At 62.0% G+C, this 14,568-nt stretch carries 10 protein-coding genes, 1 pseudogene and 1 riboswitch; of the genes and pseudogenes, 9 read left to right on the top strand and 2 right to left on the bottom strand.

What is annotated here, in order from left to right:
* Positions 1-182 precede the first annotated feature (182 nt).
* Positions 183-1,202: an NADP-dependent oxidoreductase gene (locus P3T22_RS18230; protein WP_429325721.1), complete on the bottom strand. Its 1,020-nt coding sequence runs from the start codon at positions 1,200-1,202 to the stop codon at positions 183-185.
* Between the two features lie 167 nt (positions 1,203-1,369).
* A riboswitch (yybP-ykoY riboswitch) is annotated at positions 1,370-1,541 on the top strand.
* A 100-nt stretch (positions 1,542-1,641) separates the two neighbouring features.
* Here P3T22_RS18230 and P3T22_RS18225 point away from each other — a divergent pair.
* On the top strand, positions 1,642-2,652 hold the full coding sequence (locus P3T22_RS18225; RefSeq protein ID WP_429325720.1) for a sodium:calcium antiporter: 1,011 nt from the start codon (positions 1,642-1,644) through the stop codon (positions 2,650-2,652).
* Between the two features lie 77 nt (positions 2,653-2,729).
* On the opposite strand, the gene P3T22_RS18220 is transcribed toward P3T22_RS18225, so the two are convergent.
* Positions 2,730-3,788 carry an HAD family hydrolase gene (locus tag P3T22_RS18220; RefSeq protein ID WP_429325719.1) on the bottom strand — a complete coding sequence of 353 codons (1,059 nt, stop codon included), beginning with the start codon at positions 3,786-3,788 and terminating at the stop codon, positions 2,730-2,732.
* Positions 3,789-4,412: 624 nt separating this feature from the next.
* Here P3T22_RS18220 and P3T22_RS18215 point away from each other — a divergent pair.
* From P3T22_RS18215 to P3T22_RS18180, 8 genes and pseudogenes are all read left to right on the top strand, one after another.
* On the top strand, positions 4,413-5,207 hold the full coding sequence (locus P3T22_RS18215; protein WP_063497677.1) for a hypothetical protein: 795 nt from the start codon (positions 4,413-4,415) through the stop codon (positions 5,205-5,207).
* A 49-nt stretch (positions 5,208-5,256) separates the two neighbouring features.
* Positions 5,257-6,681, top strand: coding sequence for a DUF1254 domain-containing protein (locus P3T22_RS18210; protein ID WP_429325718.1), 1,425 nt, complete (start codon positions 5,257-5,259; stop codon positions 6,679-6,681).
* A 28-nt stretch (positions 6,682-6,709) separates the two neighbouring features.
* Positions 6,710-8,197 carry a DUF1254 domain-containing protein gene (locus P3T22_RS18205; protein ID WP_429325717.1) on the top strand — a complete coding sequence of 496 codons (1,488 nt, stop codon included), beginning with the start codon at positions 6,710-6,712 and terminating at the stop codon, positions 8,195-8,197.
* Positions 8,198-8,292: 95 nt separating this feature from the next.
* Entirely contained in the window at positions 8,293-9,264 is a 972-nt protein-coding gene (locus P3T22_RS18200; protein WP_148662211.1) for a SphA family protein, read from the top strand.
* 15 nt (positions 9,265-9,279) lie between these two features.
* Positions 9,280-10,458, top strand: a complete 1,179-nt coding sequence (locus P3T22_RS18195; protein WP_429325716.1) for a BamA/TamA family outer membrane protein — start codon at positions 9,280-9,282, stop codon at positions 10,456-10,458.
* Positions 10,459-10,584: 126 nt separating this feature from the next.
* Positions 10,585-12,960: a carbohydrate-binding family V/XII gene (locus P3T22_RS18190; protein ID WP_429325715.1), complete on the top strand. Its 2,376-nt coding sequence runs from the start codon at positions 10,585-10,587 to the stop codon at positions 12,958-12,960.
* A 21-nt stretch (positions 12,961-12,981) separates the two neighbouring features.
* Entirely contained in the window at positions 12,982-13,191 is a 210-nt protein-coding gene (locus P3T22_RS18185; protein WP_429325714.1) for a hypothetical protein, read from the top strand.
* Positions 13,192-14,149: 958 nt separating this feature from the next.
* Positions 14,150-14,568, top strand: a pseudogene (locus P3T22_RS18180) (hypothetical protein); the annotation flags it as partial.

Here is a 14,568-nt window from a genome sequence, read left to right as displayed (position 1 = left end):
AAGGGTCGTCAGCTAGATATCGGCACTGCGAGTTGCGTCGCGTACGAGCGTGTCCGTGGACTGCAGGGCGGCCTGCGCGGGCAGACCGCAGATCTTCCAGGCGCCATTACAGGCGTCGGAACCGTCGGCTTTTCCGGCCCACCGTCGTCACGACGGTCTGCCATCCGCTTCATCTCGCCCGATCACACCCTCACCAGCAGCTTCCCAAGATTCTTCCCTTCGAACAGACTGTTCAGCGCATTCGGCAACGCGTCAAACCCATCGACATATGTCTCCTGATAAACGATCTCCCCGTTCTTCACCCACGGCGCGACCGTCTGCAGCATCTCGTCCATCCGATGCGTGAAGTCGCGCGCCAGAATCCCCTGAATCGTCGCGCGCTGAAACAGCATGTGCTGCAGGAAGCGCGGTGCAAGATCCGGTGTGTCCAGCCCGCCGTCGTATTGAGCGATCGCCCCGCAGATCACGATCCGCGCGCGGCGCTTGATGAGCGGAATCACCGCATCGGTGACCATGCCGCCCACGTTGTCGAAATAGACATCGACGCCGCCGGTCGCCGCTTGCAGCGCTGACTGCAAGCCTTCGAGCGTGGGATGCGCCCGATAGTCGACCGCGCCGTCGAGCTTCAGCGTGTCGGTCAGAAACGCGCACTTGTCCGGGCCGCCCGCGATCCCGATCACGCGGCACCCTGCACGCTTGCCGAACTGCGCGACCAACGAGCCGACCGCGCCCGCCGCACCAGACACAACCAGCGTATCGCCCGGACGCGGCTTACCCGCTTCCATCAAACCGAACCATGCGGTGCGTCCCGGCATGCCGAGCACGCCGAGCGCGGTCGAAACCGGCGCCGCGTTCGGGTCCAGTTTGGTCAGTTCGCTGTGATGGCACTTGACGTACAACTGCCAGCCGCTATAGGCCGACACCCAGTCGCCCTGCTTGAACAGAGGGCTCGCCGACGCCACCACTTCCCCCACCACACCCGCCCGCTGCACGATGCCGAGTGGATGCGGCACATCGTAAGTATTACGTTCGTGTTGCTGGATTCGAATGTACGGATCGACGCTAATGATGCGCGCCCGAATGAGCACCTCGTTGGATGACAACGTGTCGTCGAGTTCGCTTTCGCGCAACTCGTAATGCTCATCGCTCACTCGTCCTTCGGGACGCTTGACGTAAAACCACTGACGATTTTGATAATTCATTTGAAGACTCACTGCTGTCATGGACGGTGAGCGATCTTACCAGTGGGACCGTCGCACCCTCGCGCGCCCGACGCCGCATCACGGACGCACGCAAGCAAAGAAGCCGACAGGCGCCCGAGCATGCACCAGATCCCAAGCTTGTTGAAAGCTGCGCATCCCGTTAGAATTCCCCGGTCACTGGGGAGTAGCCTTCCTTCATCCATTGAAGGAGAGCGCGTCAACATACTTGGCCTGCGGGTCATGGCGCGTTCGACCGGGTCGGTTTGGCGAGACCATTGGCGCACTGCTTCGTTCTGGTCGGACGGGTCGCGGTGCGTCATTGGTTCGTCACTTACGTCCGACCGCGGAGTTGCCCTGTGAAATATCGTTGTGCCCTGCCAGTCTCGCCGCTTACCCGTCCGTTGTGCCGCTTCCCCCTTGCATCTGCAAGGAGCCGCACATGACCGGCCTCCTGTTCCAACTCGCCATCATGCTGGTCGTCATTCTGGTGGCGGCTGAGCTCTTCACCAACGCACTCGAACATCTAGGCGAGCGCCTGAAAATCTCCGAGGGCGTGACGGGTTCGCTGTTCGCGGCGGTCGGGACCGCCTTGCCCGAAACTCTCGTCCCGCTGCTTGCAATTGCGGGCGGCACGGCCGATAGCGCGGTCAATCAGGAAATCGGCGTCGGCGCGATTCTCGGCGCGCCGCTCATGCTCTCAACGTTGTCCACCTTCCTGATGACGCTCGCGATTCTCGGCTCGCGCGGCGCCGGCGGTTGGGTCACGCCGGAACGCACGGGTTTCACGCGCGATCTGAACTTCTTCCTGTGCGCTTTCGTGCTGGCGGCCGCGGCGATGTACGTGCCGCACGAACACATGGTCGTGCGGGCGCTGTTCAGCGTGGCTCTGGTCGGCGTGTACATCACCTATGTGGTGATGACGTTCCGCGCATCGACCAAACTGGTCGACGCCGGCCACGGCACCGAAGCGCCCGGCAAGATGCTGCTGTCGCGTCTGAGCTTGCACACCAACCTCGCGACCATCGCGGTGCAGCTGGCGCTGGCGGTTGCATTGCTGGTGTGGGGCGCGGAAGGCTTCATCCACGGGGTGCGGGGCGTGTCGCAGGCGCTCGGTGTCTCGCCGCTGCTGCTGTCGCTGCTGATCATTCCGATCGCAACAGAGTTGCCAGAGAAGGTCAACAGCATCCTGTGGATTCGCCGTGGCAAGGACACGCTGGCGTTCGGCAATATCACTGGCGCGATGGTGTTTCAGGGCACCTTGCTGCCCGCAATCGGAATTCTGCTGACGCCGTGGACGCCGCGCGTCGAAGTGGTGACCGGTATCGTGATTACACTCGCCGCAGCCGCGTGGTTGAGGATCAACGTGTGCGCGCGCGGCGTGCCGGTGTGGGCGTTGCTGGTGTGCGGCGTGCTGTACGCCAGCTATCTGGTGATCACGCTGACCCGCTAAGCGAGTGATGAAAGGCAGGAAGACGGCGGCAAAAGCCACCGCGATGACTAAAGCGAGGGCCGAGCCAAACGCCACCCTTAATTGGACGATGCCGCAACCGTTGCCGCGCTATCCGGCTTGAACACGGTCTTCCAGTCGTCCTTCATATCGACGACGAGCCAGCCTTTCTCACCGGCTTCGTCCAGTCCCCTGTCGAGCTTGCCACTTTTCGCCGTGCGGTCGTACGCATACTCCCGTTCGCCGTCGGTGTGATGCAGCAGCACCGCGAAGCGCGGGCCGTCGCCGGCCGAGGTCCATTCGAGCATCGGCACGTCGCTGTCCGCGTTGCCGAACGCAATCACTGGACGCCTGCCAATCACGCGGTCGATGGCGAGCGGTTTGGCCGCTCCATCGACGAGATTGTCGACTTGCGCAAGTCGGGTCAACGCAACGGCACCGTTCGTCTGGCTGTACTTGTATTTGACAGTGCTGCCGATTACCTGCTCGGGCGGAATGCCGTACACGCGCTGCGCCATGTCGCGGACGAACTCGACATCGCCGCCCGTCACCAGATAGGTCCTGAAGCCGTTTGCGCGCAGATAGCCGAGCAACTCGAGCATCGGCTGATAAGCGAGGTCGGCATACGGGCGGTTAAAGTGCGGGTCGCTCGCGGAATCGAACCATTCGTGCACGAGAGCAGCGAATTGATCGCTAGTCATGCCGGCATACGCCGCCGCCAGCAGTCTCATCGAACCAGCGTCGCCGCTCGCCGCGGCACGCTTCAGATTGCCTCTCAAAATTGAGCGGAACGGTTCCTGCCGTCTCCATTCCGGATGCCGGCCGGCCATTGTCTTCGCCCGTTGCAGCGCGAACACCAGTTGCACCGAGGCGGGTTGCTCCGGCCACAACGTGCCGTCGTTGTCGAACACGGCGATCCGGTCTGCGCGTGCGATGAAATTTTTCGACTCGGGCGTGGTGACCAGCGTGACGAAATCGACAATCGAGCGTTTGGTCGCGGTGTCGTTCCATGACGCGAGGGCTGCTGCGCTCGATGCGCCGGCCGGCGACCCGCTCGCGTCGTAACGAGGCGTAGCGGTGCAAGCTGAAAGAACCACAACGGTGAAAGCAACGCAGTACCGGTGCATTGTGCGAATCATGAATGCCTCATCAAAAGCGGTGGGTCGAATCTAAAGCGAGCGCAAGTCTAATAGGACGCGGTGGTTGTTGCAGCCCATTCTGTGGATTTTTTCAGCGGCGGCGTCAATGCTGTAATTTGCAATGGCATATGCCGCTATGCGAATTTCCACAATTATGCAGAATAAATGCTCAAAACTATGGCAGAAGTGTGGAATAAGAATGGCGACCAAAATCTAACTCGATCGGAAATGACGTAATTTTTCCCGTGTTACAAATTTATCTCTGTAATCTGCTGAAACGTTTGCTACCATTCCGCCACAACAGTCCTCGGCTGTGCACTTTTTACTCCCGCATGCGTCGTTTTGTGCGGCGTCTCTTGAGTTTGAAAAGGAGCGTCCATGCAAGCCCTGTATCCGGCCGTACCGTCTTTCCGGCTCGCTCGAGAGACTTAGCGCGATTTAATTGTGCGCCTCATCTGTTTTGCATATTTTCCCGGCTGCACATATGCCGCCGGGTGCGGTGGACTTACGCCCGCGATTAGTTTGACTTAATTCGAAAATACGAATGCCGTTTCTTTGGTTTTATTTGCGCCGGGCAAAGAAGTGTGTTCGCCAATAAGAAATGCCCATAGACGAGGTACGGGAATGGATTGGAAATGCATGGTTGGGGCGGCAGTGTTATACGCTGTCTCGGTGATGTGGTCGCCTGCGTTCGCTCAGGCATCAGCCGACGAAGCCAATAAAAGTAATAACCCACTCAACCTGGCAGCCTCATTCAATATCCAGAATTACTACACGCCAAGCGTGTTCGGCGCGAGCGCGCACACCAACGATCTGCTCTTGCGGCCCACCGTGCCGATCGGCCCGAATAGCCTGATCGGCGTGCCGGAAATTTTCCGCGCCACGGTGCCGGTCAGCACGCGTCCCGATCCAGGCGGCGGCTATAACACCGGTCTCGGCGACCTGAACCTGTTCGACATCTTCCTGCTCTCGCAGGGCGACGTGCAGATTGGCGTCGGCCCGCTAGTGACCATGCCGACCGCCACCGACCCGAGCCTCGGCACTGGCAAATGGCAGGCCGGTCTGGCTGCGGTCGCGGTGAGCGCAACCAAGGCGCGACTGCTGGGCGCCTTGGTGCAGTGGCAACACTCGTTCGCCGGGCAGAGCAGCCGTCCCACCACGCAATCGCTCACCGCGCAGCCGTTCGGCATCTTCAACCTGCCGGGTGGCTGGTACATCCGCTCGACTGGCACCTGGACTTTCGACCTGCAGCATGGCAGCTACTACATCCCGGTGGGTCTGGGCGCGGGCAAAGCGTGGAAAGGCGGCTCGACTATCTACAACGCGTTTATCGAACCGCAATACTCGGTAGCGCATTCCGGCGCCGGCGTGCCGAAGTTCACCATCTTCGCCGGGCTGAACATGACGTTCGGCAAGTAAGCGCAATAACTGAGCACAAAAACTGAACACAGAAACCGAAGGCTTAACCATGACCTTATTCAAACGTCTGCCTATCTGCGCAATCATCGCTGCCCTGTCACTGACCATGTTGCCGCACACGCAAGCCACCGCTCAAGCGAGCGCACCCAATGCGGCGACAGCGGCCGTCACTGCCTCGCCTGAAGAAGCGCGCGCGATCGCCAAAGACGCGTTCCTCTACGCCTATCCAATGCTGTTCGACTACAAGACGCTTTATGAGCAGGCGGTCGATTCCAGCTCGAAATCCTATGTGGGCGGCTTCGGCACATTCCGCAACTACTCTCATCCCTACGGCCCTGAGAACAAGGAAATCGTTACGCCGAACAACGACACGCCGTACTCGTGGGCGTGGCTCGATCTGCGTCGCGAACCGTGGGTGCTGAGCGTGCCTGCGGTACCGAAAGACCGCTACTACGTGTTCCAATGGATCGACCTGTTTACCTACAACTTCGCGTACGTCGGTTCGCGCACCACGGGCAACGGCGCCGGTCACTATCTGTTCGCCGGACCTAACTGGCACGGCGATACGCCCAAAGGCATCGACAAGGTGTTCCGCTCCGAGACGGACTTGATCCTGACACTCGGCCGCACGGCGCTCAACGGCGCGAGCGACGTCAAAAACGTCGAGGCGATCCAGAAGCAATACAAGCTTCAGCCGCTGTCCGCCTTCGAGCATACGGCTGCGCCGCCACCCGTCGCGAAGCCCGATTTTCCGAAGTGGGATGAAGCGAAGGCGACCTCGGTCGACTTCATCGCCTATCTGAACTTCCTGCTGCAGTTCGCGCAACCGTGCGCGCCGTCCGAGAAGGAATTGATGGAGCGCTTCGCGAAGATTGGCATCGCGCCGGGCGCGCCGTTCGATCCCGCCGCTTTGCCGCCGGAAACCCGCGCTGCGCTCGAAGCCGGTGTCGCCGACGGCAAAGCCGCGTTGGCCGATGCGGAAAAACGCACCACCAGGTCGTTCAACCTGTTCGGCAGCCGTGATGATCTGAAGGGCGACTACACCACGCGCGCCGTCGCGGCGGCGATGGGGATTTACGGCAACACCAAGGAAGAAGCGATGTACGTGGGCACGCGCGTGAACGGCGAGCACCAGCAACTGCTCGGCTCTGAGCCCTACGTACTGCACTTCGACAAGAAGGACCTGCCGCCCGCGAAGTTCTTCTGGTCGATGACGCTGTATGACCTGCCCGCGCGTCATCTGGTCGCGAATCCGATCAGCCGCTACTCGATCGGTGATCGCACCAAAGGCCTGAAGTACGGCGCTGACGGCTCGCTGGATATCTACGTGCAGAAAACGTCGCCGGGTGCGGACAAGGTGTCGAACTGGCTGCCGGCGCCCACCGGTGCTTACACCCTCATCATGCGGATCTATGGCCCGGATGAGGCCGTGCTCGACGGCGCCTGGAAATTCCCCGTGCCGCAAAAGCGCTAAGCCGCGCACGGACGAACGGGACAACAACATGAATAAGAAAACTGCGACATGGGTCACGGTAGCGGTACTGGCATCGGTCGGCGCCCCCATTCTGGCGAAGACGCAGCAGGACCCGCCGGCCCATGCGACGGCGTCCACGACGACCGTATCGGGCCCGGTGGCCGGCTACGTAGTCGCTGAAGAATACGCACGGCTGGTGGCGCGCCAGACCTACTTCTGGGCGTGGCCGATGGTGAACGTCTATGGCCGTCTGCTGGCGATGAAGCAGGTGCCGCAGCCGGGGCTGAACGGCGGCATCGTGCCGGTCGCGCCGCCCAATCACCTCTCGATGCTGCGCGACTACATTCAGCCGCAGGAGCGATTTGTCGCGTGTCCGAACCAGGACGTGGTCTACGGCTCCGCGATCCTCGATCTGAATCAGACGCCGGTGGTCGTGCAGGTGCCCGATTTCGGCAAACGCTTCTGGGTCTATCAGGCCGTCGATCTGCGTACCGACGGTTTCGCGAGTCTCGGCAAGATGTACGGCACGCGTCCGGGCTTCTATCTGTTGGCGGGTCCCGACTGGCACGGCCAGGTGCCGAAGGGCATCCGCCAGGTGTTCCGTTCGTCGACCGGGGTCGGCAGTTTCATTCCGCGCGTTTTCATGGACGACACGCCTGAAGATCGCGTGGCCGTGCAGTCGGTGATTGCGAAGGTTGGCCTGTATCCGCTCGCCGAGTACGACGGCAAGGTCAAGGAGACCGACTGGTCGAAGTTGCCGAGCTTCGGTCTGGCCGGTGGTGCCGCGGGCGGCAGCGCCGAAGAGATCAAGTGGGTCGATCCGAACCGCTTCTGGGATCTGCTGCCCACGGTGCTCGACGAGACGCCGCCGCAAAGCGGTGAAGAAGCCCTCTACGCGCAGGCGCGCGCGCTGATCGCGGCGGCGCAGAAAGATCCGGCGATCAAGGCCGCTATTGTCGACGAAGGGGCCAAGGCCGAGACGGACCTGGTCACGCCGCTGTTCAACTTCAACACCTTTGGCAAGCGGCTGCCGGCCAACTGGAACACCATCAGCAACGGCGCCGCGTTCGGCACGGACTACTTCACGCGGACGGCGGTGGCGAAGTCGAACATCTTCGTCAACAAGCCGAATGAGACCAAGTATTTCTACGCCGATGCTGACGCGTCCGGTCAGCGCCTCGACGGCAACGCGCACTATGCGGTGACGTTTGCCAAAGATAGTCTGCCGCCTGTCAAAGGGTTCTGGTCGCTGACGCTGTACAACTCGCATCACTTCTTTTCGCCGAATGCGCAGCGCCGCTATTCGCTCGGTACCAAGAACAAGGACCTGAAGTTCAATGCCGACGGCTCGTTGACGCTCTACGTGCAGAACACCAGCCCCGGCGACGACAAGCTCGCCAACTGGCTGCCGGCGCCGGCCAACGAGACTTTCTCGCTGTATGTACGCGCCTATTGGCCGCAGCAGGCGGCGCTCGACGGCAGCTGGACGCCGCCGCCGGTTGTGCGCCAACCGTGAGAAACACGCCGTTGTGATGCGGCTTGCCGCCGCAACTCGTCAACAACTGCTTCCGCAGAGTGAGAATGCGAAAGACCAATTTCATGAGGATGACTATGAGTCGCCCAAACCGTTTGTCCGCAAGCCGGTCACTCGCCAGGTTGTGCACGGGTGCGCTTCTTACCACCGCCGGTGTGGGTCTCTCGCCGCAAGGGTGGGCCACGGAGACCGGCATCGGCAGGCCGATCACCGGCATGCAGATTTCGCCGTATGCAGGCGTGGTGCCGCCCACCAGCGACTGGATCGTGTCGGCCAATACGATTTACTACGAAGGCTCGCTCGGTGCGAGCAAGACGATCCCGATCGCCGGGACTGTCACTGCCGGGCTCGACTATTCGATCGTGTACACGCTCGTCAACGCGGTCAAAACCTGGGGCATTACCGCGGGCGGCTGGAACTTCGCGTCTTCGTTCGGCGTACCGATCCAGTACACCGACGTGTCGTCGTTTCATAGCCGCTTGCCGAACGATCATGGCACCCAGTTCGCCGACCTCTTCTTCACGCCAGTGGTGGCCGGCTATCACCTGACCAGAACTGACCATATCGCGTTGAGCCTGCAGATTTATGCACCGACCGGCGCATACACCTCGAGCCGCCTCGCCAATGCCGGGCAGAACACGTGGACCTTCACGCCGACGGTCTCGTACACGAAGCTGTTCCCGAAAGAAGAGATCGAGTTGTCGCTGAACTACGGCGTCGAATTCTACACGCCGAACAACGACACCCATTACCACAACGCACCGGTCAGCGTGCTCGACCTGCTCGCGCTCAAGCGCTTTGGCGGCGGTTGGGGAGTGGGCGTGGTGGGCGGCTATATCCAGCAGATCGGTCATGACAGCGGCGGGCTGGCCGATGCCACCGGTGGCAATCAGGGGCATTCGGTGGGTATCGGGCCGATGGTCACATGGTCGGGCAAGGTTGAGAAAACGCCGGTGTCGGCATCGCTGCGTTGGGTCAACGAGTTCAACGTCAGCAACCGGCCGAAGGGGAATGCCGTGGAGCTGTCGGTGAGTGCGACTTTCCAGTAACGGAGCACGCCCCCGTTGATCTGCCTTTTCCTGTATGTGCCGTTTCCGTTGGCGAGGCCTGACAGCGGCGCGCGCGTGCCAAGCGGCCGCGCGCTGCGTGCTTCGGTTGCGGCCGTGGCGCTGATGTTCTTGTCGATCCACGGTCATGCCGAGTCGAAATTCACCGATCCCGAAGACGGTGCATTCGACCTGAGCAATTTTCTGCTGACGCATCGCGGCGTCTTGCCGGTGCCGACGCTGATCACCGAGCCGGCGGTCGGTTATGGCCTGGGCCTCGGTCTGCTTTATTTTTCAATGCCGAAGAAAAGCACCGACGCGCCGGACGATTCGAAGACGCCGCCGAACATCACCGGCCTCGGCGGCTTCGTGACCGGCACGCATAGCTGGGGCGCGGGGCTCATGCACTTCCACACATGGGACGACGACCACATCCGCTATCTCGGCGTAATCGGCAAGGTTGGGCTGCATCTGAATTACTACGGCATCCAGAACCAGCCACGCGCGTACCAGCTCGACGGTATCGCACTCGTGCAACAGGTCCTGTTCAGGGTCGGCAATAGTCACTGGTATGTCGGTCCACGCTATACCTTCTTCGACGCGAGCACGCGCTTCGATTCGGCCATTCCGGCAGGGATCCGTCAGTTCGAGCGGGACCAGCGCGTCGCCAAGGGCGGCGTGGTGGCCGACTTCGACACACGCGACAACATGTTCTATCCGTCGAGCGGAACCTATGCGGAACTCGAAGCGGACCTCGCGCGCGGCGGCCTCGGCAGTTCCACCAATTTTCAGGAACAGACAGGGCGTGCCTACCAGTGGATTCCGCTGTCGAAGCGCTGGGTGCTCGGTCTGCGTGCCGACACCGGCTTTTCGCAAGGAAACATTCCGTTTTTTGCGCAGCCGTATGTGTCGCTGCGCGGCGTGTCCGATGCGAAGTTCCAGGACAGCAACCAGCTTACCGCCGAAGCCGAAATCCGCTGGAACGTCACGCCGCGCTGGTCGCTGCTCGGTTTCGGCGGCGTCGGCAAAGCCTATGGCCATCTGCATTCGTTTTCGGATGCGCCGACCGCCTTCGGTTTCGGTACCGGCTTTCGTTATCTGATTGCCCGCAAGCTCGGCGTGACGATGGGGCTCGATGTCGCGCATGGGCCAGGGCAGAACGCTTTCTATGTGCAGGTGGGCAGCGCCTGGCGGTGACGAGAGTCAATCAGTTCAGTCGAGTTCGCTAAAGGGCGCGGCAACCGGTTGCATGCACGGTGCGAGCGCCGGCCGCCGTCTACCTGTTTCCGCATACCGATGTCCATGTTGAAGGAATCAAGCGCCATGAAAACCACGATGAAGCGATCCTTGTTGTTGCTGGCCGGCGTCTGCACGTCACTGGCGGTGACGCTCGCCACGCCCGCGCAGGCGCTCGCCGCCGCCGCGGTGCAGCCCGCATTGCAGCCACTGCCGACGGCCTGGCCGCGCGACTTCGATAGCGCGCAGCAGCGCATCGAGCTGTATCAGCCGCAGGTGGAAGTGTGGCAAGGCAACCGGATCGAAGGACGCGCAGCTTTCGCGGTGGGGGCGAAGAACACCACTCCGAACTACGGCGTCGCCCACTTCACGGCGCGTGCTGACGTCGACAAGGCGAGTTCGACTGTCCAACTGCTCGACATCGTGATCGACCAGGTCGACATGCCGGCTACGCCGTCCGCTGCCGCCGGCGTCAAAACAGCCTTGCAGGCACGGATTCCGAAAGACGGCCTGACCACGTCGCTCGAACAACTGCAGGCCAGTTATGCCAGCACTCACCAAGGCAGCGAACCCGGCCTCGCGGTGCAGAACAACGTGCCTCACATCCTTTTTGCCGAACGCCCCACGCTGCTCGTGCTGGTTGATGGCGACGCGAACTGGCGTGCGCTCGGCGACGCGCACTATCAACGCCTGATCAACACGCGGGCGATGCTGCTCAAGGACGGCAGCGGCACGCTGCATCTGAACGCGGCGGGCTACTGGTACGAGGCGACGACGCTTGACGGTCCGTGGCATCTGAACGCAGCCCCGCCGCGTGAGCTGGTCGCCGCGGCGAACAAAGCGCAAACCAATCTGAAAGCGGATCCGATGTTGCCCGCCGACAGTAAGAAGCCGGCGCAGGCTCCGGACGTGATCGTCGCCGCGCAACCGGCCGAACTGGTGGTGACGAACGGCAAGCCCGCCCTGCAACCGGTGAAGGGGGTGAACCTGCTTTCCGTCGCCAACGCGGACCACGCGCTGTTCGTCGAACCGCGCGACAACCATTACTATCTGCTGCTGTCGGGCCGGTGGTTCACTGCAGTCGGCCTGAACGGACCCTGGACCTTTGTCGACGGCAAGAGCCTGCCCGCCGACTTCGCGAAGATCGCCACCGACGACCCGCATGCGAACGCGCTCGTCTCCGTGCCCGGCACGCCGCAGGCGAAGGAGGCGGCGATCGCCGCCGCCATCCCGCAGACGGCGACTGTGTCGCGCAAGTCCACTACATTGAAGGTGGTCTACGACGGCGCGCCGAAGTTCGTCGGCATCGCGGGCACGTCGCTGTCTTATGCGGTGAACACGGCGACGCCGGTGATCCGGACCGGGCCTGCGCAATTCTTCGCGGTCGCCAACGGGATCTGGTTCACTGCGAACGCGACGAGTGGCCCATGGCATGTCGCCGATACCGTGCCGGCCGCGATCTATACGATTCCGGCGGCGTCGCCCGTGCATTACGTGACGTACGTGCACGTTTATGCGGCGACGCCGGATACGGTGGTGGTCGGCTATACGCCGGGCTACATGGGCGTGGTTGTCAATGCGGACGGCACCGTCGTGTACGGCACTGGCTATGTCTACGCGCCGTATGTCGGAGATGTCTACTACGGCTACCCGGCCACCTATGGCTACGGCGCGGGCTTTGCGCTCGGCACGACGGTGGGCTTCGCCTTCGGCTTTGCAATCGGCGCCACGTGGGGCGCGCCATCGCCATACTGGGGACCGTATTGGGGTGGCGGCCCGGCGAGCTGGCAGTACGCAAACGTCAATCAGGCGAATATTTACGGCCGCTGGGGAGGGCAGGCCACCGTGACCCACGCGAGCGGCTGGAACGGCTGGACCGGCAACAGTTGGGCGGGCACGGCGGCATCCGGTTTCAATCCGTACACCGGCGGTCACTTCCAGGCGAGCCGCGGGGCCGTCGAGAATGCGTACAACGGCAACTTCGCGGCCGGGCGGCAAGGCTCGTTCAGCAATCCGTCGACGGGACGCAGCGGGGCGGCGCGCGGCGGCGTGGTCGGCAATGAAGGCACGGGCGACTATGCGGCGGGCAGGCAGCGCGCCGGCTACAACGCGCAGACCGGGCGTTATGGTGCGGCTGAAGCGGGCGTGACCGGGAACGCGTATTCAGGCGATCACCAGGCGGGCACGAAAGGCATCGTGGGTAACAAGGACACGGGGCGCGCTGTCGCGTGGAATAACGGCAATGTCTATGCGGGCAGCGACGGCAACGTCTACCGGCATGATCAGGGCGGCGGCTGGGAGCAGCACGGCGCCAACGGCTGGCAGCCGGTTCAGCCGAATGCCAGTCAGACCCAGCGGCTCGACTCGCTCAAGCAAGGGCATGATCTTGGGAATGCGCGAGCGAGTGGGCAGTTTCAGGGGCAGCGGCACTTTGGTGGCGGGGGTGGGCGGTTCGGGCGGTGAGGATGCGTTGGCGCAATCGTCGTGCAAACATCTCGGCATGCATATATTCAGGAACTCGGCCATGACACCGGCGGTCTCGCAGACCTTGTGGGCGGCGCGCAGGGGCACTCGGTGGGCGTTGGGCCGGCGGTCACGTGGAACGGCAAGATCAGCAAGGCGCCGGTGGGCGCGACGTTGCGCTGGGTTAAGGAGTTCAACGTGAGCAACCGGCCAAATGAACAATGCGGTTGACTTGTCGCTTGGCACGACGTTCCAGTAACGCAGGCGCCGCGCGCATGGGTAGGTCGTATGAGGGCGGCGCGGCCGCAGGCCGGACCGCTGGCGACGATCGTATCGGGCGTCGAGCGCGGACCGCGCGCGTCGACGCTAGTGAGCCCGCCCTTTATATAGGTGCCACCCACCCAAACGACAAGTTGAGGTCTGACGTTCAACTGACGAGCGGCGGTACCCGAAATGGATATTACCGCTGTCGATGTGGGTCTCGCGAAACACATCTTCCGGGGGCACGCGGTGGATGCTCGTGGCCATATCGCATCCCGCATACCGCAAACGTCTCGGCCGACCCCGGGCGGCACCGTTCTTCACCGGTCTGGAGCCCTGTCTGTTCGGTATGGAGGCTGCGGTAGCGCACATTACTGCCCTTCAGATGTTCGAGAAAAACGGGTTCGCAGCACAGAAAGACAAGGCTGCATAACATCCTCGATTATGGGATTCAGCCAGACGGGGGCAGGCTCAGAGTATCGAATCGTTGCGCGGCGGGCAGTTAATACGAGTTTCTTTCTAATTGAAAGATACGCCGCATGTTTTGTCACTAGCTCCCATCCAATTCCCCCTAAAGTTTGTCCTCCCTCCGTCCGTAAACGCACTAGCTAGGTAGCTGTCAGGGTCATCCTCAGTGTGCTGCAGAACGGGCGGACACAGCGAACGACAGAAATGCTTGCGGTCATGGGGTTGACCGCGAACGTTTGCGTTGATGACTTTGTCAGGCCCGCGTAACGCCGGAATTTGCGGCACTGTGGTGCGCGGGATATAGGCTTGGGACGGGTAAGGGCTGCGACAGTGACGACAATGCGAGGCAGCGAGCGGAGCGAAGCCAGTGCGAGATCGGGTCGAGTCTGTGAGTGGCCGACGACGACAGAGGTGACAAACGCCTTTCGTCGAATAAACAAAATTCTCAAAGGAGAGAAGTATGACCTCAGCCGTAACAGCATCGCCGATTTTGTACATGACGTCGTCGCAAATATCGGTTCTGACGACTTCACAGATCGACGCGCTGTCGACCGCTCAGCTCGGTGCCTTGTCCGCCGCTCAGGTGAGCGGTTTGACCTCGACGCAGATCAGTTCGTTGAGTTCGAGTGTTGTCAACCTGAGCGCGGCTGGGATCGCCACGCTCAATAGCGAGCAGCTCAGCGGAGCTTTCTCGACGGGCATTGCGAACTTGTCGAGCACCCAGGTGGCGGCGCTCACCGCGTCTCAGCTGTCGGGGCTGTCAAGCACCGAAATCAATGACATGTCGTCGGTGCAGATCCAGTCGTTGACGAACACGCAGGTCGCGGCGTTGGGCACGGCTCAGCTCACCGCGGTCGACAACGCGAACAAATTGCTTCT

Source organism: Paraburkholderia sp. GAS348 (assembly GCF_050434205.1).
Taxonomy (GTDB): domain Bacteria; phylum Pseudomonadota; class Gammaproteobacteria; order Burkholderiales; family Burkholderiaceae; genus Paraburkholderia.
This window is presented reverse-complemented; position numbering and strand designations above follow the sequence as displayed.